Below are 19,755 nucleotides of genomic sequence, written 5' to 3'. Positions count from 1 at the left end.
GCCGGCCCGGGTGCGGCGGTCCCCGCCCGCCGGGGGCCCTCCCGGCGCGCGTCGGGGCGCGGCCCGCCGGGCGGCACCGAGCGGAGGTCCGCGAGCGCGGGGCGGGCGGCGCCGTCGTTCGGATCTTCTGTCGAAGAGATCAGGACAACCGCGCACCCGGCCGCGGGTCCCCGATCGGCCCGAAAAGGGGCGGCCCGCCCTCCTTTCCGCCGGGAACGCGTGGCATTTGACCCTTTGGAGAAGAAAGCGACTTTTGCCGGTTTGTTACGCTATCCCGTGGTCTTGATGGACACACCGCCCTGATAGGCAAGCTGGGGGTAGCAAATGAAGATCGGCATGCTCGGTCCGCTCTTTGTGCGTCTGGACGGTGTCTCCGTGACGCCGAGCGCGCCGAAACTGCGCAAGGTCCTGTCGATGCTGGCCATCCGCTCGGGGCGGCTCGTGCCGGTGACGTCCCTGATGGCGGAACTCTGGGACGGCAACCCGCCGAACAGCTGCCTCACCACCGTCCAGACCTACATCCTCAGCCTCCGCAAGGTCTTCGCGTCGGCCACCGGCCTGTCCGGCACGGAGGTCGCGCGGGAGATCCTGCGCACCGAGTCCGGCGGCTACCGCTTCGTCGCCGGCACCGCGGAGCTGGACATCGAGCGGTACGACGCGCTGGCGGCGGCGGGGCGCCGCTCACTGGACGCCGGCGACGACGACACCGGCATCCGCCAGCTCGGCGACGCGCTGCGGCTGTGGCGCGGCCCGGCGCTGGCCGGCGTCCCGGTGGGCCGGCTGCTGGAGGCCGACCGCTACCGCCTGGAGGAGTCGCGGCTGGTGCTGCACGAGTACTGGGTGGACGCCCAGCTCCGGCTGGGCAGGTACCGCGACGTGCTCGCCAGCCTGGCCGGCCTCACCGTCGAGCACCCGCTGCACGAGAACCTCCACACGCAGTACATGCGGGCGCTGTTCCTCAACGGCCGCCGTGGCCAGGCACTGGAGGTCTTCCACCGGCTGCGCCACAACCTGGTCAGCGAGCTGGGCCTGGAGCCGGCCGGGCCCGCGCAGCGGCTCCAGCGGGCGATCCTCACCCAGGACCCGGACACGGAGCGCGGGGTGTGGACGGCCTGACGCGCCCACGGGGGGCGGCCGCGGGTCAGGCGCGCGGAACCGGGTCAGGCGGGCGGGCGCGCGGGGGCCCGGCGGCGGGCGATGGCGGCGAGTTCGCGGGCCGCGCCCGAGAAGTCCTGGCCGGTGCGGCGCACCACCCGCAGCGTGCGGGTCAGGTCCAGCCCGTCCACCGGCACCGCGACCACGGCGCCGGCCGCCAGGTCGCGCTCGACCGCGAGCGAGCTGAGCACCGCCGGCGCCACCCCCTCGGCCACCGCGGTCTTGATCGCGGTGGTGGAGGAGACCTCGATGACCGGCGCGGCGAGCGGGCGGTCGGTCCCGGCCCGCAGCGCGCGCTCCAGGTAGAGCCGGGTCCCCGAGCCGTGCTCTCGGCTGACCAGCGAGGTCGCGGCCAGCTCGTCCGGGGTGACGGCGGCCGGCGGCCGGCGGCGCGCCCACGGATGCCCGGGATGCACGATCACCTTCAGCTCGTCCCGCCCCACCGGGTGCGCGGTGATACCGCGCGGCACCGCCGGGCCCTCCACGAACCCGATCGCGGCGGCCCCGGACAGCACGGCCGCGGCGACCTCGTCGGAGTTCCCCGTGGTCAGGGCCACCGCGGTGCCCTCGACCTCCTGGTGGAAGCGGACCAGCCAGTGCGGCAGCAGGTACTCGGCGATGGTCATGCTCGCGGCCACCGTCAGCCGCGCCTCCGCGGTGCGGTGCAGCGAGGTCAGCCCGGCCTCCAGGGCGGCGGCCGCGTCGAGCGCGGTGCGCGCCCAGTCCGCGACCAGGGAGCCCGGCGCGGTCAGCCGGGAGCCCTGCGGCGAGCGCTCCAGCAGGGTGACGCCGGTCCGCCGCTCCAGGTACCTGATCCGGGAGCTGGCCGCGGGCTGGCTGATGCCGTGCTCGCGCGCCGCGGCGCCGAGGCTGCCCAGGCGCGCCGCGGACAGCAGCAGGTCGAACGGGCCCAGGTCGCGCACCCGGCTGGTCAGGGGCATAAGCCGAGTCTATGACGTCATGCCGGACTGCTCCCTACCCGCGCCGTCGGACCCGCCCGAGGCTGGGGGCATGACCACCTCGCCGCTCACCGCACCGCCGCGATCCGGCGGCCCCCGGCCGGCGCGCCGCCCGCCCTGGGGACTGCTGCGCGAACTCGACCGCCCCGCCGACGTGTTCCGGCACCTCGGCCCCAACTGGTACGCCTCGGTCATGGGCACCGGCATCACCGCGAACGCGGCGGCGACCCTGCCCGTGCACGCGCCGGGCCTGCGGACGGCCGCCACCGCCGTCTGGGCGCTCGCCGCGTTCCTGCTGACCGCGCTCAGCGCGGCCTGGGCGGTGCACTGGACCCGGCACCGGGCGCAGGCCAGGGCGCACGCGCACCACCCGGTGGCGGCCTACTTCTGGGGCGCCCCGGCGATGGCGCTGCTCACCGTGGGCGCGGGCACGCTCTCGCTCGGCCAGGACTGGATCGGGGCCCGTCCGGCCCTGGTGGTGGACGTCGTGCTGTGGAGCGCGGGCACCGCGCTCGGGCTGGTCACCGCGGTGTGGATTCCGTACCGGGTGATGACCGGCGCCGGGGCGGCCGCCGACGCCGCGTTCGGCGGCTGGCTGATGCCGGTGGTGCCGCCCATGGTCTCGGCCGCCACCGGTGCCGCGCTCGTCCCCCATGTGGCGCCCGGCCAGGGCCGGTTGACGCTGCTGCTGGGCTGCTACGCGATGTTCGGCATCAGCCTGTTCGCGAGCGTGGTGATCATCACCCAGGTCTGGGCGCGGCTGGTGCACCACGCGATCGGCCCGGCCGCCATGGTCCCCACCCTGTGGATCGTGCTCGGCCCGCTCGGCCAGTCCGTCACCGCCGCCAACCTGCTCGGCGACGTCGCCCCGCTCGCCCTGCCGCACCCCTACGCCGGCGCGGCCCGGGCGTTCGGCTTCCTGTACGGCGTGCCCACCTGGGGCTTCGCCATGATGTGGCTGGCGCTGGCGGTGAGCATCACGCTGCGCACCCTGCGCGGCGGCCTGCCCTTCTCGCTGACCTGGTGGAGCTTCACCTTCCCGGTCGGCACCTGCGTCACCGGCACCGGCGCGCTGGCCGTCCACCTCGGCTCGACGCCCCTGAAGGACGCGGCCGTCGCGCTCTACGCCTTCCTCGCCGCCGCCTGGCTGACCGTGGGCGCCCGGACCGCCGCGGGCAGCGCCCGCGGCGGCCTCTTCCGTCCCGCGCCGGCCGAACCCGCCCGGTGACGGCCGCCCCGGTCCGGTGACGGCCGCCCCGGCGCGGCTCAGTGGCGGCCGAACGCCTCGCGCACCGAACCGCCGACGACGGCGCACCAGGTGCCCAGGTCCACCGTGCCGTCCGGCACCAGGCCGTGCAGGCGCTGCATGCCCTGCACGGCCTTCGCGGTGGCGTGGTCAAAGGCGCCGCTGACCGTCACGTCGCCGTACCCCTTGCGGCTGAGCATCAACTGAAGGGCGCTGACCGGCAGTCCGGTGGAGTGGCGGTCGAGGCGGGGGGTGAGCGCCTCCCAGGTGGCGCTGTCGAAGGTGCAGTCCGCCGTCACCGGGATGCCGTGCGTGGTCTGGAAGTCGGCGACCGCGTCGTTCATGTCCAGGCCGAAGACGCCGTCGGTGGCCAGCGCGTAGCCCGCGGCGTCGAGGAGGTACTGCGCGACCTCCACCACCGGGCTGTCGACGAACCGCCAGATGTCGGGCCAGCGGCGGGCGGGGATCTGCGCGTGCGGCGTGCGCAGCGCCGCGAGCACGCGGCGGCGGACCGTCGGGAACTGCGCGTAGAAGGCGATGCCCGGGCAGTCCGTCGTGGTGAAGTCCCAGTGGCCGAAGATGTCCCAGGCGTTCAGGCCGAACTGCCGGCAGACCGCCGCGCACAGCTCGACCAGCGAGTCCAGCAGCGCCTGCGGCGGGGTCTCGGTGATGTACGTGCCCTCGTTCTCGATGCCGATCGCGTTGCCGTTCTCGCCCGGGCAGTGCGCGGCGATCACCTGGTGCTCGCCGGTCTCCAGCGTCGACAGGCTCTGGTGCCGGCCCTCCAGCACGTACCCGCCGCGGCTGACGGTGAAGTGCTGGCCGGTGTCGGCCCAGCCGTTGGTGTCCATGTGCAGGTCCTGGCAGTCCCGGGCCAGTTGCATCGCGTGGTCGCGCGAGTAGTCGGTCACGTTCGGGAACGCCATGTGGTGCAGGATGATCTTGTTGGTGGTGTTGCCGGTGATCTGGATCGGGCTCGACGGCGGGCGGGCGCCCCAGGTGTCGCAGTCGATGATCCAGGGGAACGCGGCCGAGGCCGTCCCGGGGTCCGTGCCCGCGGCGTGCGCGGCACCGGGGAAGGCGAGTTCGGTGCCGACGACCGCGGCCACCGCCCCTCCCAGGCCGGCTCTGAACAGCGTGCGCCGATCGACCTCGTGCTCGTGGACGCCCATGCAGTCTCCCGTGACGAACGCGGCGGCCTCTGCTCGCCGCCGACGGCACCCGGAGAATATGCGGCCGACTGACGCTCCACCAGAAGCTCTTCGAGATCGTCACGGCGGTCGCCGCAGGATGTCCCGGAAAGACCGCGCATGCGCCCCTTCTCACCCGCGCCGGAGCGCCCGGCCGTATACGGGGGAAGGCGCGGGCACGGCGGGCCCGGGGCGGCCGGTACGGCGGCGGGACCGGACCGGTCGCAGCGCGCGGGGGAAATGACGGTTTTATGATGGAGTGATGCGACTTGTGGCCTGGTGGGCGCTGATCTCGTCGAGCTGCGCCCCTGTTCTGTTGGTCGTGGGCTTCACGACGGCGACCCTGCTGGAGGAGCCGGGGTACAACCCGGTGACGCAGACGATCAGCGTGCTGGCGGCCGGTAACCACCGCGGCTACCTGGTGCTGACCGCCACGCTCGTCGCCGTCGGGAGCAGCTACGTGGCCACCGCGTGGGGCCTGCACGCGGCCAAGCCGGCCGGCCGGCTGTGCCTGGCGGGCGGCGGGGTGGCGGCGATCCTGCTGACGGTCTTCCCCGCGCCGCGCAGCGGGGGCTCCCTGTCGCACGGCGCCGTGGTCGGTGTCGGCTTCACCCTCCTGGCCGTGTGGCCGGTGCTCGCCACCCGCCGCGGCCGGCGCGCGCCGTGGGGGCTGCGGCCGGTGCCGTCGGTGGCGGTGAGCGCGCTGATGTGGGCCGGGGCGGCCTGGTTTCTGGTCGAGGTGGAGATGGACGGAGCGGCGGGCGTCGCCGAACGCGTCGTGACCTCGGTGCAGGCGGCGTGGCCGGTGGTCGTGGTGGCCTCCTGCCTGTGGCACGCCCGGCGCCGCGCCCGGCCGCGCCCGGCCGTGACGGGGCCGGGCACGCCGTAGCGGGCGGACCGGAACCCGCGTTCCGTGGGGCTGTCCGCCCGGGCGGACCGGAACCCCGCCCGCTGATCCACCCGGCCCCGCCCCGGCCCCGCCCGGCCCGGTCAGCCCACCTCGCCGAGCACGGACCGCAGGAAGTCCAACTGGTGGACCACCTGGTGCTGTCCGCCGCCCTCGTGGCGGTTGTACGGCCAGACCTGGATGTCCTTCGGCCCCGCGTAGTGGTTGTGGGCGGCGAAGACCGTGGAGGGCGGGCAGATGTCGTCCATCAGGCCGACCGCGAAGAGGGCGGGCGCGGTGGCCCGGGCAGCGAAGTTGACGCCGTCGAAGTAGGAGAGGGTGTCGAAGACCTGCTCCACCTGGTCGCGATGGGTGCGCAGGTAGGTCCAGATCTCGCGGTAGGCGTTGCCCTCCACCACGGACAGGGCCCGCCGGTAGTGGCAGAGCGAGGGTTGGTCGATGACCGCGGCGCGGACCCCGTCGGCCAGCGCGGCGGCGGCCAGCGCGATGCCGCCGCCCTGGCTGCCGCCGGCCACCACGACCCGTTCCCGGTCGACGGCCGGATGGGCGCGCGCGGCGTCCACGGCGCGGACCGCGTCGGTGAACACCCGGCGGTAGTAGTAGTCCTCCGGGCGCTGGATGCCGCGGGTGACCATGCCGGGCGAGGAGGAGCCTGCGCTGCCGTGCGGGTCGCCGGTGGCGCCGGGCTGGAGCGAGCCGCCCTGCCCGCGGGTGTCCATCAGCAGGTGGACGTAGCCGGCGGCCGGCCAGGTCAGCCACTCGTACGGGAAGCCGCGCCCGCCGCCGTAGCCGAGGTAGCCGACGACGCAGGGGCGGGGTGTGCGGGCGGCGGTGGGCACCAGCAGCCAGCCGGCCACCGGGTCGCCGGCGTAGCCGGGGAAGCGCACGTCGTAGACGCGCACCTCGGTGAGCCGGGCGTCGTGGGGGGTGAACTCGGCCGGGCGGTCGTGGGTGCGGGCCTCGGCGAGCGTGGCGGCCCAGAACGCGTCGAAGTCCGGGGGCTCCTGGCGGTCCGGCAGGTAGCGGCGCAGTTCGTCGAGCGGCAGGTCGGTCTCGGGCACGGGGCGGTCCTCCTGCGTGAGGCGGTGGTCGGGGTGGGGCGGGGCGGCGGGCGCCGGACGTCAGGCCCCGGCGGGCCGCGGCAGGACGCCGTCCAGGGCGAGCCCGTCGGGGGCGTGGACCTCCACCCGGCCGGCGGCGTCGAGCCGTACGGACAGCGGGCCGCCCGCCACCCGCAGGCCGGTGACGTGCAGCGGTCCGAAGGCGTCGGCGGCGGGGTCCACCCGCAGCCGGCCGGCGGGCACGTCGGCGGAGAGCCCGAGGGCGGCCTGCACCAGCAGCACGCCCGCCGCGGCCGACCACGCCTGGGGGCGGCAGGCGGCGGGGTAGGGGGCCGGACCCTCGTCGTAGGAGCTGCCGTGGCCGCCGTACAGCTCCGGCAGCCGGGACTCGAAGCCGGCCGAGGCGGCGACCAGGCCCCTGGCGAGCGGCACCGCCTGGGCCGGGAAGCCGGCCCGGACCAGGCCGTGCACCGCTATCGCCGTGTCGTGCGGCCACACCGAACCGACGTGGTAGCCGAGCGGGTTGAACCCGGAGTTGCGGCGGCTGAGGGTGCGCAGCCCGAAGCCGCAGTCGAGGTCGGGGCCGGCCAGCCGGTCGGCGAGCAGCGCGCTCTCCTCGTGGTCCAGCAGCCCGGTGCCGAGCAGGTGCCCGAAGGCGGAGGTGGCGGAGTCGACCGGGCGCTTGTCCGCGTCGAGCGCGACCGCGGGGTAGCGGCCGAGCGCGTCCTCGACCCAGAAGCTCTCCCGGAAACGGCGCCGGACCGTGCCGGCCCACTCCTCCCAGCGGTCCGCGCCGGGCCGGTCGAAGGCGCGCAGCAGGACGGCGCCGGCGACGGCGGCCTCGTACGCGTACGCCTGGACCTCGCACAGGGCGATGGGCGGCGCGGCGAGCCGGCCGTCGCGCCAGCGGATGGAGTCGCCGGAGTCCTTCCAGCCCTGGTTGGCCAGGCCGCTGCCGGTGCTGTCCACGTACTCCAGCAGGCCGTCCCCGTCGGCGTCGCCGTGGCGGGCCAGCCACTCCAGCCCGGCCTCCGCGTGGGGCAGCAGGTCGGCGACCTGGTCGTCGGGCAGGCCCCAGCGCCAGGCGTCGTGCAGCAGCGTGATCCACAGCGGGGTGGCGTCCACGGTGCCGTAGTACACGGCGGGCAGCGCGCGGGAGTCGGCCAGCCGCAGCGGCTCGCGGCGCACCTCGTGCAGGATCTTGCCCGGCTGCTCCTCGGTGCGCGGGTCGGTGCGGGTGCCCTGGCGGCGGGCCAGGGTGCGCAGGGTGCCCGCGGCCAGGTCGGTGCCGAGCGGGAGCAGCATGCGGGCCGCCCACAGCGAGTCCCGCCCGAAGAGGGTGAGGAACCAGGGGGCGCCGGCGGCCAGGAAGGTGTCGCCGGGGTGGTCGGGGTCGGTCAGCAGCAGCCGTTCCAGGTCGCCGACCGAGCGGGCCACCAGCCGGTCCAGCCGCTGGTCGGCCGAGGTGACCCGGGGCCGGGGCCAGTCCACGGTGCCGGGGGCGGGCGCCGGGAAGGGCGCGGGCCGCGGGTCGTGCACGGTGCATTCGAGCACGGCCTGCCAGGAGGCGCCGGGGGCGAGGTCGACGCCGTAGCGCAGCTCGCCGTCCTCGGGCCGCACGGCCGGGGTGCCGGCACGGGTGCACGGGCCGGCCTCGAAGGCGGCGCCGTCCGGGTCCGGGGCCCCCGCGTCGGGGGCGGTCGCGTCGGGGGCGGTCGCGTCGGGGGCCGCCGTGATCGGGACCAGCAGCACCGACAACCCGTCCTCGTCCCGCCAGGACAGGCCGGTGGCCGCGGCGTGCGCGGCGTCCACGGCGGCCTCGGCGCTGTCAGGTGCGCCGGTGCCGCCGGAAGGGCCGGAAGCGCCGCGGCCACCGGGGTCGCGGGGGTCGTCGGAGCCGCGGGGGTCGTCGGAGCCGTGGGGGCGGTCGGAGCCGTGGGGTTCGGCGCCTCCCGCCGCCGCGGGCCGCCGCCGCGGGAAGCGGCCGCTCTTGACATCGTCCATCCGCGCCAGGTCGGTGCCCGCGGCCACCACCATGGTCAGCGAGACGTGGCGGGCACCGGAGTTCGTGATCCGCAGCGTCTCCCGCAGCCGGCCGGGCGTCAAGCGCCGCACCCGGTGGAGGGTGACGGCCGGGTCGGCGGTGGTCTCGCCCACACCGCGCAGCACCGCGCGGTAGGCGGTCTCGTCGGCCGCCCGCAGGGTGTGCCCGACCGGCGCCAGCAGCACCGGGCCGCCGCCGGCCTCGAAGCGCACCTCCAGGCGGGACAGCGCACGCCGGTCGCCGTGGAAGAAGCCGTCCGCCCCGCCCGCCAGGTCACCGCTGCGACGGGAGAGCACCAGGCTCGGCGCGTACACGGTCGTACAGGCGTCGTGCAGGAACGGCTGGAGCCCTTCCGCTGCGCCCGCGGGTGACGGGGGTTCGGCGCCGGAGCGCCCCTGGACAGCCATGTTCACGGTGCGGTGCCTCTCGTCGGGACGACGGTGGATCGAGGGGGTGACCCCCGCTTGGATCGATCAAATAGCACCATACCCCTTGCCAACCAGCACCTGAAGGGGATTTTATCGTTCCATCAAACGCAGCGCCGCGTCGACAACGCGGTGCCGCGGGAACCCGGACGACGAGGGAGGCCGTTGGTGGCGCGTGGCAAAGCCGCAGGTGGCAATGGGGGCAAGGCGGTGACGCTGGCCATGGTGGCGCAGCGGGCCGGGGTGTCGGCGCAGACCGTCTCCAATGCGCTGAACTCCCCCGACCTGCTCGCCGGCGAGACCCTGGAGCGGGTCCGCCGGGCGATCGCGGACCTGGACTACCGCCCGAGCCAGGCCGCCCGCTCGCTGCGCACCCGCTCCAGCCGGCTGATCGGCTACGGCGTCGCGCCGACCCCGCCGAGCATCTCCACCTCGGTGCTCGACCGCTTCCTGCACGCGCTGTCCGACTCCGCGGACTCGGCCGGCTACCGGGTGCTGCTCTTCGCCGCGCCGGTCGGCGCCGACGACGAGCAGGAGCGGTACGACCAACTGCTGCGCGACCACTCGGTGGACGCCTTCGTGCTCAGCAACACCCACCGGGGCGACCGGCGGCCGGCGTGGCTGGCCAAGCGGGAGATCCCGTTCGTGGCGTTCGGCCGCTCCTGGTCCGCCCGCGACGTCGGCGACTGGGTCGACGTCGACGGCGCGCACGGCACCGCCGAGGCGGTGGACCACCTGGTCGCCGCCGGCCACCGCCGGATCGGGCTGCTCGGCTGGCCGCGCGGTTCCGGGTCCGGCGACGACCGGGCGCGCGGCTGGCGCGAGGCCATGGAGCGGCACGGCCTGCCGGTGCGCGGCCTGCGGCAGGCCGCCGAGGACGACGCGCAGGCGGCCCAGCAGGCGGTGGCCCCGCTGCTGGACGGCGCCAACGCCGTCACCGCCGTGGTGGCCGTCAGCGACACCCTGGCGCTGGGCGTCTACCGGGCGCTGCGCGAGCGCGGGCGCACCCCGGGCACCGACGTGGCCGTGGTCGGCTTCGACGACTCGCCGGCCGCCGCGCTGCTCTCGCCGAGCCTGAGCAGCCTGCACCAGCCGCTGGAGGAGGTGGGCCGCGCCTGTACCCGGCTGCTGGTCCACCGGATCGCGCACCCGCGGGCCGATCCGCAACGGCTCCTGCTCCCGCCGGAACTGGTGGTGCGGGAGAGTTCCGCGCCGCGGCGCCCGGACGGAGCCGGGACGGCGCACACCGACCCCCGCCCGCGGCCGGAATGACCCGCACCGGCCGTCCGCACCCGGGCCCCCACCCCCACCGGCACGCGGGCCCGTACCGGCACCGGCACACGGACCCGCACCCGCACCCGCACCCGCACCCCGCCACCCGTACAGCCTCGGAGAGATGATGAACGTACGCAGAGCCGCCCCCGCCGCCTTGTGCGGCGCCCTCCTGCTGGCCGGTTGCTCGTCGAACTTCGGCAGCGACTCCAGCAGCAAGCAGGACAGCGGAGGCAAGCAGCACCTCACCGTGATGATCGGCTCGTCCGGCGACGCCGAGACCGACGCGGTGAAGGCGGCGGCCGCCGCCTGGGCGAAGCAGACCGGCAACACCGTCACGGTCACCCCGGCGCAGAACCTCGACCAGCAGCTCGGGCAGGCCCTGGCGGGCGGCAAGCCGCCGGACGTCTTCTACGTCGGCTCCAGCACCTTCGCCAACTACGCGAAGGGCAACTCGCTGTACGCGTACGGCGACCAGCTCTCCTACCAGGACGACTTCTCCGACTCGCTGCGCAAGTCCTTCTCCTACGACGGCAAGTTCGTCTGCGCGCCCAAGGACACGTCCACGCTGGCGCTGGCGGTCAACACGGACCTGTGGAAGAAGGCCGGGCTGACCGCCGCCGACTACCCCACCACCTGGCCGCAGTTGGAGACGGTCGCGAAGAAGCTCACCACCTCCGGGAGGACCGGGCTGGTGGTCGACGCCTCCTACAACGAGCTGGGCGTCTTCATGAAGCAGGCCGGCGGCTGGATCACCGACCCCGGCCAGACCGCGGTGACCGCCGACAGCGCCGCGAACGTCCAGGCGCTCACCTACGTCAAGAAGCTGCTGAAGGAGGGTGTGCTGAAGTTCCCCAAGCAGGTGGACACCGGATGGGGCGGTGAGGCGCTGGGCACCCAGAAGGCCGCGATGACCATCGAGGGCAACTGGCTGACCGGCGCGATGAGCGCGGACTACCCCAAGGTCGGCTACAAGGTGCTGCCGCTGCCGGAGGGACCGGCGGGCAAGGGCACCCTGTCGTTCAGCACCTGCTGGGGCATCGCCAACAAGAGCGCCCACCACGCCGCGGCCGTCTCGCTGGTGAAGGCGTTCACCTCGGTGCCGCAGGAGCTGTCGTTCGCCGGCGCCTACGGCGTGCTGCCCTCCCGCACCAGCGCGCTCGCCTCGTACAGCGCGAAGTACCCCGCGAACAAGGCGTTCGCCGACGGCGCGTCCTACGGGCAGGGGCCGGTGACGGTCCCGGGCTTCTCGAAGGTGCTGACGCAGTTCGACACCGATCTGAGCGGGCTGGCCACCGCCGACCCGAAGACGATCCTCGCGAGCTTGCAGAAGAACGGCACGGCGGCGCTGAAGTCCGGCGGGTGACGTGGCGCCGGCCGGTGGCGGCCGGCACGACGGCGCGAGGCGCGCGCACGGGACGCGCGCACGAGGCACACACGAGACGCCTTTGAGACGCGTGTGAGACGCGACGGCAGCGGGCGGTCCGGACGACCGGCGGCACCCGACCAGCGGGCAGGCGAAAGGGAAGGAACATGCGCAAGGAGCAGCAGGGCGGCGCGGCGGCCGTCGCACTGCCCGCGGTCCGCCGGACGGGGACGGCCGGACCGGGCGGTGCCGGCGGCGCGGGCGGAACCGCGCGGCCGGACGGCCCCGGCGGGGCGGAGGAGGCGACCGGGGCGCCCGGGCGGACCCGTCCGGGCGGGAGGAGCGGGGGGTCGGGGCGGTCCGGGGGGTTCGGGCGGTCCGGGAGGACGGGGAGGCCGCGGGGCAGCCTCGCCAGCCGCCACCACGGCCGCTGGGGCTGGCTGTTCGTCAGCCCGATGGTGATCGTGCTCGGCCTGTTCCTGCTGCTCCCGATCCTGATGGCGCTGTGGGTCAGCCTGCTGAACTGGGACGGCCAGTCCGACCCGTTCAGCTCCGCGGCCGACTTCGTCGGGGTGCGCAACTACACCGACCTGTTCGGCAGCAGCGGCGGCCTGACCCACCAGCTCTTCATGATCTCGCTGCGCAACAACCTCTACTACGTGCTGCTGGTGGTGCCGCTCCAGACCGTGCTCGCGCTGGGCCTGGCGCTGGCGGTCAACAGCCGCCGGCTGAAGCGCAAGGGGCCGCTGCGCACCGCGTTCTTCTTCCCGTCCGTCACCAGCTCCATCGCGATCTCCACCGTCTTCCTCTTCCTGTTCCAGGGCAGCGGCGCCGTCAACGCGCTGCTGAAGTGGGTGGGCATCACCGGGCCGAAGTGGTTCACCGACGCGCACGGCCTGGTCTGGTCGGTGCTGGGGGCGGTCGGCCTGGTCGACCCGGACCGGCCGGTGCACGCGCTGGCCGCGCACGGCGTGCTCGGGCTGTCCTGGTGGGACTGGCTGGCCGGGCCGTCCATCGCGATGTGCACGATCATCGTGCTGGCGATCTGGACCACGTCGGGCACCTTCATGCTGATGTTCCTCGCCGCGCTCCAGGACGTGCCCGCCGAACTGGAGGAGCAGGCCCGGGTGGACGGCGCCGGCCGCTGGCAGTCGCTGCGCCACGTCACCCTGCCCGCGCTGCGCCCGGTGATCTTCCTGGTGCTCACCCTCGGGCTCATCGGCACCTGGCAGGTCTTCGACGCGGTCTACGTGATGAGCCAGGGCGCCCCCGGCAACACCACCCTCACCCCCGCCTACCTGTCGTACACCTCCGGCTTCCAGGACAGCGACTACGGCCACGCCGCCGCGATCGCGTTCGTCCTGCTGGCGATCATCATGCTGATGACGCTGGTGCAGCGGGTGCTGCTGCGGGAGCGCGGCGAGCACCCCGGCCGCGGCCGCCGACTCCTCGGGAGGAACCGATGAGCGTCATCCACAGGAACCCCGGCCGCCGGCAGCGCCGACCGGTGAGCACCGTGCTGGTGCTGAGCGCGGCCACGCTGCTGGGCGTGGTGTACGTCCTGCCGTTCGTGATCCAGCTCGTCACGTCGTTCAAGACCGACCCCGACGCGGCCGCGCACCCGCTGTCGCTGCTGCCGAACCCGTTCACGCTGGCGTCCTACCGGCGGCTGTTCGGGGGCGGCGGGGGCGAGTCGATCCCGTTCACGCGCTGGCTGGGCAACTCGGTGCTGGTCACCGTCCTGATCACCGGCGGCCGGGTGTTCTTCGACTCGCTCGCCGGCTACGCCCTGGCCCGGCTGGACTTCCGCGGCCGGAACCTGCTCTTCAACGGCCTGCTGACGGTGCTGTCGGTGCCCGGCGTGGTGCTGCTCATCCCCAAGTTCCTGGTGCTCAACCAGCTCGGCATGTTCGACACGTACGCCGGCATGGTCGTCCCGCTGCTGGTGGACGCGGCCGGGGTGTTCATCATGCGGCAGTTCTTCCTGTCGGTGCCGAAGGAGGTGGAGGAGGCCGCGCGGATGGACGGCGCCGGGGTCTTCCGCACCTTCTGGTCGGTGGTGCTGCCGATGGCCCGCCCGGCGCTGATCACGCTGACGATCCTGTCGTTCCAGTCGTCCTGGAACGAGTTCACCCACTTCCTGGTGGCCACCCAGTCCCCCCAGTACGAGACCCTGACCACCGGCCTGGCCCGCTTCGTCTCCGGCAGCCTCAGCGCGGGCACGCAGTACCCGCTCAAGCTCACCGCGGCCCTGCTCGCCACCGTCCCGGTCGCCGTGCTGTTCTTCGTCTTCCAGCGCCACTTCGTGCGCGGGGCCAACTCCGGTTCCGTGAAGGGCTGAGCCCGACCCCGACCCCGACACCGGTCAGGGTCGGCCCGGTCGGCCCGGTCTGCCGGGTCGGCCCGGTCAGTCCGGGAGGATGCCGGCGGCGCCGGCCGCGGCGAGCCAGGAGGGGAACTCCGCCAGGAGGCGGTCGTAGAGGTCGCCGTCGGAGATCTCCCTCGGCGCCGGGCCGGCCGGGAAGAAGCCGGCGTTGTCGACGAGGCGGCGGCCGGGCACCGGGAGGTCGTCGAGCTTGCGCAGGAAGCGGAACTCGTCGTCGCCGAACCCCACGAACTGCCAGAACAGCGGGAGTTCCGCGGCCTTGCACAGCAGCCGCTCCGCCTCCGGCCGCGACGTCGGCGACCCGTCGGTCTGGAACACGACGAAGGCCGGGTCGGTCGCCCCGGACGCCTGGTAGTGCTCGATCACCGCCCGCATGGCGAGGTGGTAGTTGGTGCGCCCCATGTGCCCCATCGCGTCGTGCAGCGCGCCGATCCGGTCGCGGTAGGAGTCGAGGCCGATCTCGGCGGTGCCGTCGATCCCGGTGGAGAAGAAGACCACCGGGACCACGCCGTCGTCGTCGAGGTTCGCCGCCAGCGCGAGGGTCTGCTCCGCGAGGTGCTGGACGGAGCCGTCGCGGTAGTACGGCCGCATGCTGCCGGAGCGGTCCAGGACCAGGTAGACGGCGGCGCGCCGGCCGCCCACGCGGTTCTTGGCCAGCGAGACCGCGGCCTTCTTGTACAGGTCCACCAGGCCGGGCGCCCGGGCGGCCACCTTCTCCAGGCTGATCGCCCCGCCGGAGCCCCGGGCGCCCGCGGCGCCCGGAACGCCGCCCGGACCTGCGCCACCCGGAAGTGCGGGGCCCGGACCTGCGGGGCCCGAAGCGGCGGCGTCCGAGGCGGCGGGGTCGGCCCGGCGCCCGCCGCCGGGGCCGGCCACCGCCTTGCGGTAGTCGATCCGGGGACGTTTGCGGTAGTCGATGGCCATGCGCCGTGATTCTGCTCCACCCGGCCCCGCGGCGCGCCCCGTTCGGCCGAAGATCCCGTGCCGGACCGCGCCCTCGCGCCTCCCGCACCGCAGCGGCCCCGCCCGCACCTCCCGCCACCGGGCCGGGGCGTACCGCCCGCGGCCGCCGGACGCCAGGCCGCGCGCGGGCACCGGACGCCGGACGGACACGGGACGCCGGACGCTCGACGCCGGGTGCGAACGGGCCGGGGCGTACGGCCGCGCCGGCCGCCGGAGGGGCCGGACGCGCTCGGATGCCCGGCCCCGCGGGCACGGGGACCGCCAGGACCTGTCCGGGGCTACTTCGGCGCCGCCGAGAGGCCCGCCGGGAACGCGCCGTTCTCCGCGGCCTTACGGGTCAGGCGGGCGGCGATCTCGGTGAGGCGGGCGGTGCCGGCCTCGCCGAGGTGGCGGTAGGGGTCCACGGCCAGCCGGTCGGTGGTGTCCTCTATCTCGCGGCGCAGTTCGGTGCCCGCCGGGGTGAGGGCGCCGTCCGCGTCGAGCAGGCCGCGCTCGCGCAGCCGCTCGCAGCCGGCGTCCCACTCCTCCTGGCTCCAGCCGCGGGTGGCGCGGGCGAAGTCCGGGGTGAAGGCCGCACCGGTCGCGGTGTGGGTGATCAGCGCCTCCAGGCCGTCGAGCCCGGCACCGGCCAGCGCGGTGATGTGGCCGTCGCCGCGGTGCTCGCGCAGCAGCGCGGCGGCGTGCCAGAGCGCGAGCTGCGGCGCCTTCGGCGCGTCGAGGTCGGCGTGGGCGGCGTACATCGGGCGGCCGGGGGCGGCGCACGCCTCGGTGGCGGTGGCCGCCAGCGCGGCGGCCTCGGCGACCTCGGGGTCGTCGGCGGCGTCCTCGCCCAGTACCCGGCGCAGCGCGCCCTCCACCGCCCGCAACCGCGCGTCCAGCACGGCCGACGGCTGCGCGGCCTCCCACGCACGGGGGATGAACCGGGCGATCAGCGCGGGGTTGAAGTTGTAGAAGGTGGCCGCCACCGTGCCCGCGCCCACGGCGCCCATGGCCGCGGACCGGCTGGCGAAGTACCCCATGCCGCCGGGCTCCAGGCCGATCGCGGTGTACTCCCGCTCGGCCTCGGGCGCGAAGTAGATCAGCGAGTGCAGCGGGTTGAGCGCGGCGTTGCAGTGCCGGGCTGCCTTGAGTGTCATGCGGCCATCGTAGGCACGGCGGGCCGGAAGTCTACCCGCGAGTACGACCTTGGCCGGTTCCCAACTTCCGCTCCGAAAAGGGCAATTGGTGAGCCCGTGGCAGGCGGCACGCGCGCCGGCGGCGGCCGGTCCGCTCGCGGCCGCCCTCGCCCCTCACCCCGCGATCAGCGCCGCCACCGCGTCCGTGACCACCTTCCGCCGCCGCACCGCCCCCTGTCCGGCCAGCCGCGCGTCGAACTCCGGGGTGTTGGCACTCCAGAAGCCCGACAGGTGCAGCACCAGCCCGAGCAGTTCCTCCGCGCTGAACCGGGTGGGCAGCAGGCCGTCGCGCTGCGCCCCGGCGACCGCGTCGATCTTCGCCGCGTTGCTCTCGGTCACCACCGCGATCAGCGTCCCGCTGCCGGCCCGCTCCAGCCGGTACCAGGTCGCGAGGCGCTGCACCCAGGGCCGCTCCTCGTAGGAGTCGAAGAGCCGGCCGGCGTACCCGGGCAGGTCCGCCGGGTCGATCGGCACCGCGTCCACGGTCTCGCGGCACATGGCGTCGAAGACGGCGTCGAACAGGCCGTCCTTGCTGCCGAAGTAGTGGTAGATCTGCGCCTTGTTGCTCTGCGCCGCGGCGGCGATCCGGTCCACCCGGGCTCCCGCGATGCCGTACGCGGCGAACTCCTCGGTCGCCGCGCGCAGCAGCCGGCGGCGGGTCGCCTCCGCATCCCTGGTCATGGCACCCAGCTTATCGACTAACCGGATAGTTGACAAAGGGCCGGGCGAGGAGTCTCATGGAATTACTAATCAACCGGTTAGTCAGTAATTTCTCCCGACCGGAGCCCCGCCATGACGTCCCCGTCCTCACCCGCACCCTCCTCACCCGCACCGTCCTCGTCCGCACCCTCTTCCGCCCCCGGGTCCGCCGCCGGCGGGGCCGCGGCCGCCCCGGCCTCCGCCGTCTTCCTGGTCAGCGGGGCCTCCCGCGGGCTGGGCCGGGAGATCGTGGTGGCCGCCGCCGAGGCCGGGCACCGCGTGGTGGCCGGCGTCCGCTCGCCGAAGTCCCTGGACGACCTCGCCGCGCGCTACGGCGACCGGCTCGCCGTCGTCCCCCTGGACGTAACCGACGACGACCAGGCCCGGGCCGCGGTGCGCACCGCGGTCGACCGCTTCGGCCGGCTCGACGTGCTGGTCAACAACGCCGGGTACGCCAACGTCGGCGCCGTGGAGGACGTCGCCTTCGACGACTTCCGCGCGCAGATCGACACCAACCTGCTGGGCGTGGTCCGGCTCACCCAGGCGGCGCTGCCAGTGCTGCGCGAGCAGGGCTCGGGCCACGTCGTGCAGGTCTCCTCCGTGGGCGGCCGGCTGGCCACCCCGGGCCTGTCGGCGTACCAGGCCGCGAAGTGGGCGGTCGGCGGCTTCTCCTCGGTGCTCGCGGCCGAGGTCGCCCCGCTCGGCATCAAGGTCACGGTGCTGGAACCCGGCGGCATGTCCACGGACTGGGCCGGCTCCTCGATGCGGATCGACCCGGTGCGGCCGGAGTACGAACCCACCGTGGGCGTCTCGGCGGCCCGGCACGGCTCCGGCTCGGTCACCAACGCGAGCGACCCGGTCAAGGTCGCCCGCCTCGTCCTCGACGTCGTGGCCCTGCCCGACCCGCCGCTGCGGCTGCTCGTCGGCGCCGACGCCTTCCGCTACGCCACCGCCGCCGGCCGCGCCCTGCTCGCCTCCGACGAGCAGCACCGGGAGCTGAGCGAGTCCACCACCGCCGACGGCGCGACCGCCGCCGAGACCGACCCGCTCGGCCACGCCTGACGCCGCTCCCGAACCCTCCCGGGGATCTTCCGGTTTCCGCGGTTCCCGCCGCGGAAAGAGGGTCACCAGCCCAGCGACGCCCGCCCCGACGACGAGGGAGGGGTACGGCCGGTGAACCCCCAGGAGGCGGCGTGACGACCACCGAGCAACCCCGTGTACCGGGTCTGGAAGTCCGATCGATCGACTACGTCCCCCTGCGCGAGCGGCACGGCAGACTCTGGCACCTGGGCCCGCTGTGGTTCATGTCGAACGCGCAGATCGCCACCCTCGCCGTCGGCCTGATCAGCATCACCGGCGGCGGGAACCTGATCTGGTCGCTGATATCCATCGTGCTGGGCACCGCGCTGGGCACGTTCTTCATGGCGTTCCACTCCGCGCAGGGGCCGCAGCTCGGGCTGCCGCAGATGATCCAGTCCCGGCCGCAGTTCGGCTACGTCGGCGCGCTGCTGGTGTGGCTGTTCGCGTACGTGCAGTACGCCGGGTTCAACGTCTTCAACACGATCCTGGCCGGCCAGGCGATGAGCCACACCGCGCACGGCGGGGTGAAGTGGTGGGTGGCGGGCGTGACGGTGCTCGCGCTGGTGGTCGCGTTCGTCGGGTACGACGTCATCCACCGCGCCGAGCAGGTCCTCACCTACGTGTTCCTGGCCGTCTTCGGCGTCTTCACCGTCGGGGTGCTGGTGACGCTGCACTACCCGGCCGGGTCCTTCGACCTCGGCGGCTTCCGCTGGACGCCGTTCCTGGCGCAGTTCGGGGTGGTGGCCGGCTACCAGATCAGCTGGGCGATCTACGTGTCGGACTACTCCCGCTACCTGCCGCCGGACGTCACCGTGCGCAGGACCTTCTACTGGACGTACTTCGGCTCGGCGCTCGGCGGCGCGTGGCTGATGGTGCTCGGGTGCCTGCTCGCCGCGTGGGCGGGCAAGGACTTCGACACCATCGCGTCGATCGACGCGGCCGGCGACAAGGTCTTCGACGGCTTCGGCGCGGTGGTGCTGGTCTTCTCGGCGCTCGGCCTGGTCTCGGTCACGGCGCTGAACATGTACGGCGGTTCGCTGACGCTGATCAGCGCGTTCGACTCGGTCCGCAAGATCCGCCCGACCATCGGCGCGCGGCTGCTGACGCTCGTGCTCACCGCGGCGCTGTCGCTGGCCGGGGCGCTCGCCGCGACGTCCGACTTCCTGACGAACTTCAACAACTTCCTGCTGCTGGTGCTCTACCTGTTCATCCCGTGGACCGCGGTGAACCTGATGGACTACTACGTGGTGCGCCGCGGCCACTACGCCATCGCGGAGATCTTCAAGCCGCACGGCGTCTACGGCCGGTGGGGGTGGCGCGGGATCATCTCCTACCTGGTCGGCTTCGGCGCGATGGTGCCGTTCTTCTCGGTCGGCACCCTCTTCACCGGGCCCGCGGCCAAGGCGCTGAACGGCGCGGACATCTCGCTGTTCATCGGCCTGCCGGTGTCCGGGCTGCTGTACTGGTGGCTCGCCCGCACCATCGACGTGGCGGCCGAGATCGAACTGGCCGAGGCGGAGGCCGCGTCGCTGGAGGCGACCGGGACGGCGTGACGCCCCGCGCCGGCCCCCGGACGGCCGTGGCACCATGGCCCGGTCGGGGGCGGAGGAACGCGGACGGAAGAAGGACGGTGGCAGGGTGGGCGGCGCCGGGTCGGACGCGGGCGGGCCGGGCACGGGCGGGCCGGCGGCCGTCCCGGCGGAGGCCGGACGGGCCAAGGCGGAAGGGGCGGCGCGGGCCGACGCGGACCGGGCCGGCCCCGAGCACACCGACGCGGACCGGGCCGACGCCGAGCACGCCGCCGCCGAGCGGCGCGAGGTCGCGGAG

General features: G+C 74.6%; 16 protein-coding genes. 9 read left to right on the top strand and 7 right to left on the bottom strand.

Annotated elements, in window-relative coordinates:
• The first annotated feature begins 375 nt into the window (after positions 1-375).
• Positions 376-1,116, top strand: a complete 741-nt coding sequence (locus tag RVR_RS18905; RefSeq protein WP_237404842.1) for an AfsR/SARP family transcriptional regulator — start codon at positions 376-378, stop codon at positions 1,114-1,116.
• Between the two features lie 44 nt (positions 1,117-1,160).
• On the opposite strand, the gene RVR_RS18900 is transcribed toward RVR_RS18905, so the two are convergent.
• Complete coding sequence (locus tag RVR_RS18900) at positions 1,161-2,096, bottom strand: LysR family transcriptional regulator (RefSeq protein ID WP_202234971.1); 936 nt, start codon at positions 2,094-2,096, stop codon at positions 1,161-1,163.
• Positions 2,097-2,166: 70 nt separating this feature from the next.
• On the opposite strand from RVR_RS18900, the gene RVR_RS18895 reads away from it, so the two are divergent.
• Positions 2,167-3,342, top strand: coding sequence for a TDT family transporter (locus tag RVR_RS18895; protein WP_237404841.1), 1,176 nt, complete (start codon positions 2,167-2,169; stop codon positions 3,340-3,342).
• Positions 3,343-3,380: 38 nt separating this feature from the next.
• On the opposite strand, the gene RVR_RS18890 is transcribed toward RVR_RS18895, so the two are convergent.
• Positions 3,381-4,532, bottom strand: coding sequence for a peptidoglycan recognition protein family protein (locus RVR_RS18890; RefSeq protein ID WP_202234969.1), 1,152 nt, complete (start codon positions 4,530-4,532; stop codon positions 3,381-3,383).
• Positions 4,533-4,812: 280 nt separating this feature from the next.
• Here RVR_RS18890 and RVR_RS18885 point away from each other — a divergent pair, with 280 nt between their 5' ends.
• Positions 4,813-5,439 (top strand): DUF998 domain-containing protein, encoded by a 627-nt coding sequence (locus RVR_RS18885; RefSeq protein ID WP_202234968.1) that lies wholly within the window; start codon positions 4,813-4,815, stop codon positions 5,437-5,439.
• Positions 5,440-5,540: 101 nt separating this feature from the next.
• Here RVR_RS18885 and RVR_RS18880 read toward each other — a convergent pair whose 3' ends face one another.
• Both RVR_RS18880 and RVR_RS18875 read right to left on the bottom strand, forming a co-directional pair.
• Positions 5,541-6,518 (bottom strand): acetylxylan esterase, encoded by a 978-nt coding sequence (locus RVR_RS18880; RefSeq protein WP_202234967.1) that lies wholly within the window; start codon positions 6,516-6,518, stop codon positions 5,541-5,543.
• A 60-nt stretch (positions 6,519-6,578) separates the two neighbouring features.
• The gene (locus RVR_RS18875; protein WP_202234966.1) at positions 6,579-8,969 is read right to left on the bottom strand and encodes a glycogen debranching N-terminal domain-containing protein; all 2,391 of its coding nucleotides are present in this window, start codon (positions 8,967-8,969) and stop codon (positions 6,579-6,581) included.
• A gap of 186 nt (positions 8,970-9,155) precedes the next feature.
• Here RVR_RS18875 and RVR_RS18870 point away from each other — a divergent pair, with 186 nt between their 5' ends.
• The 4 genes from RVR_RS18870 (at position 9,156) to RVR_RS18855 (ending at position 13,966) form a co-directional block, all read left to right on the top strand.
• Entirely contained in the window at positions 9,156-10,259 is a 1,104-nt protein-coding gene (locus RVR_RS18870) for a LacI family DNA-binding transcriptional regulator (RefSeq protein WP_346731460.1), read from the top strand.
• A 124-nt stretch (positions 10,260-10,383) separates the two neighbouring features.
• Positions 10,384-11,625, top strand: coding sequence for a sugar ABC transporter substrate-binding protein (locus tag RVR_RS18865; RefSeq protein WP_237404840.1), 1,242 nt, complete (start codon positions 10,384-10,386; stop codon positions 11,623-11,625).
• Positions 11,626-11,792: 167 nt separating this feature from the next.
• Positions 11,793-13,091 carry a carbohydrate ABC transporter permease gene (locus RVR_RS18860; protein ID WP_272933093.1) on the top strand — a complete coding sequence of 433 codons (1,299 nt, stop codon included), beginning with the start codon at positions 11,793-11,795 and terminating at the stop codon, positions 13,089-13,091.
• On the top strand, positions 13,088-13,966 hold the full coding sequence (locus RVR_RS18855; protein WP_202234965.1) for a carbohydrate ABC transporter permease: 879 nt from the start codon (positions 13,088-13,090) through the stop codon (positions 13,964-13,966). The genes RVR_RS18860 and RVR_RS18855 overlap by 4 nt, the downstream gene beginning before the upstream one ends.
• A 66-nt stretch (positions 13,967-14,032) precedes the next feature.
• On the opposite strand, the gene RVR_RS18850 is transcribed toward RVR_RS18855, so the two are convergent.
• The 3 genes from RVR_RS18850 to RVR_RS18840 form a co-directional block, all read right to left on the bottom strand.
• Positions 14,033-14,935: a VWA domain-containing protein gene (locus RVR_RS18850; protein ID WP_202234964.1), complete on the bottom strand. Its 903-nt coding sequence runs from the start codon at positions 14,933-14,935 to the stop codon at positions 14,033-14,035.
• Between the two features lie 317 nt (positions 14,936-15,252).
• A complete protein-coding gene (locus RVR_RS18845) occupies positions 15,253-16,110 on the bottom strand; it encodes an SCO6745 family protein (RefSeq protein WP_202234963.1) in 858 nt (285 codons plus the stop codon).
• Positions 16,111-16,263: 153 nt separating this feature from the next.
• Positions 16,264-16,830: a TetR family transcriptional regulator gene (locus RVR_RS18840; protein WP_202234962.1), complete on the bottom strand. Its 567-nt coding sequence runs from the start codon at positions 16,828-16,830 to the stop codon at positions 16,264-16,266.
• 111 nt (positions 16,831-16,941) lie between these two features.
• Here RVR_RS18840 and RVR_RS18835 point away from each other — a divergent pair, with 111 nt between their 5' ends.
• Both RVR_RS18835 and RVR_RS18830 read left to right on the top strand, forming a co-directional pair.
• Positions 16,942-17,910 carry an SDR family NAD(P)-dependent oxidoreductase gene (locus tag RVR_RS18835; RefSeq protein WP_202234961.1) on the top strand — a complete coding sequence of 323 codons (969 nt, stop codon included), beginning with the start codon at positions 16,942-16,944 and terminating at the stop codon, positions 17,908-17,910.
• A gap of 131 nt (positions 17,911-18,041) precedes the next feature.
• Positions 18,042-19,481, top strand: coding sequence for a purine-cytosine permease family protein (locus RVR_RS18830; RefSeq protein WP_202234960.1), 1,440 nt, complete (start codon positions 18,042-18,044; stop codon positions 19,479-19,481).
• The last annotated feature ends 274 nt before the right edge of the window (positions 19,482-19,755 follow it).

The sequence above is a fragment of the Streptomyces sp. SN-593 genome (assembly GCF_016756395.1).
Taxonomy (GTDB): Bacteria; Actinomycetota; Actinomycetes; order Streptomycetales; family Streptomycetaceae; genus Actinacidiphila; species Actinacidiphila reveromycinica.
Note: the sequence above shows the minus strand (reverse complement) of the source record. Positions and strands in the feature narration are given on the sequence as shown.

What these genes read in the sequence shown, in the direction of transcription:
- RVR_RS18900 (WP_202234971.1), bottom strand. Translation starts at nt 2,096, where the DNA reads ATGCCCCTGACCAGCCGGGTGCGCGACCTGGGCCCGTTCGACCTGCTG.
- RVR_RS18895 (WP_237404841.1), top strand. Translation starts at nt 2,167, where the DNA reads ATGACCACCTCGCCGCTCACCGCACCGCCGCGATCCGGCGGCCCCCGG.
- RVR_RS18890 (WP_202234969.1), bottom strand. Translation starts at nt 4,532, where the DNA reads ATGGGCGTCCACGAGCACGAGGTCGATCGGCGCACGCTGTTCAGAGCC.
- RVR_RS18885 (WP_202234968.1), top strand. Translation starts at nt 4,813, where the DNA reads ATGCGACTTGTGGCCTGGTGGGCGCTGATCTCGTCGAGCTGCGCCCCT.
- RVR_RS18875 (WP_202234966.1), bottom strand. Translation starts at nt 8,969, where the DNA reads ATGGCTGTCCAGGGGCGCTCCGGCGCCGAACCCCCGTCACCCGCGGGC.
- RVR_RS18865 (WP_237404840.1), top strand. Translation starts at nt 10,384, where the DNA reads ATGATGAACGTACGCAGAGCCGCCCCCGCCGCCTTGTGCGGCGCCCTC.
- RVR_RS18860 (WP_272933093.1), top strand. Translation starts at nt 11,793, where the DNA reads ATGCGCAAGGAGCAGCAGGGCGGCGCGGCGGCCGTCGCACTGCCCGCG.
- RVR_RS18855 (WP_202234965.1), top strand. Translation starts at nt 13,088, where the DNA reads ATGAGCGTCATCCACAGGAACCCCGGCCGCCGGCAGCGCCGACCGGTG.
- RVR_RS18850 (WP_202234964.1), bottom strand. Translation starts at nt 14,935, where the DNA reads ATGGCCATCGACTACCGCAAACGTCCCCGGATCGACTACCGCAAGGCG.
- RVR_RS18845 (WP_202234963.1), bottom strand. Translation starts at nt 16,110, where the DNA reads ATGACACTCAAGGCAGCCCGGCACTGCAACGCCGCGCTCAACCCGCTG.
- RVR_RS18840 (WP_202234962.1), bottom strand. Translation starts at nt 16,830, where the DNA reads ATGACCAGGGATGCGGAGGCGACCCGCCGCCGGCTGCTGCGCGCGGCG.
- RVR_RS18835 (WP_202234961.1), top strand. Translation starts at nt 16,942, where the DNA reads ATGACGTCCCCGTCCTCACCCGCACCCTCCTCACCCGCACCGTCCTCG.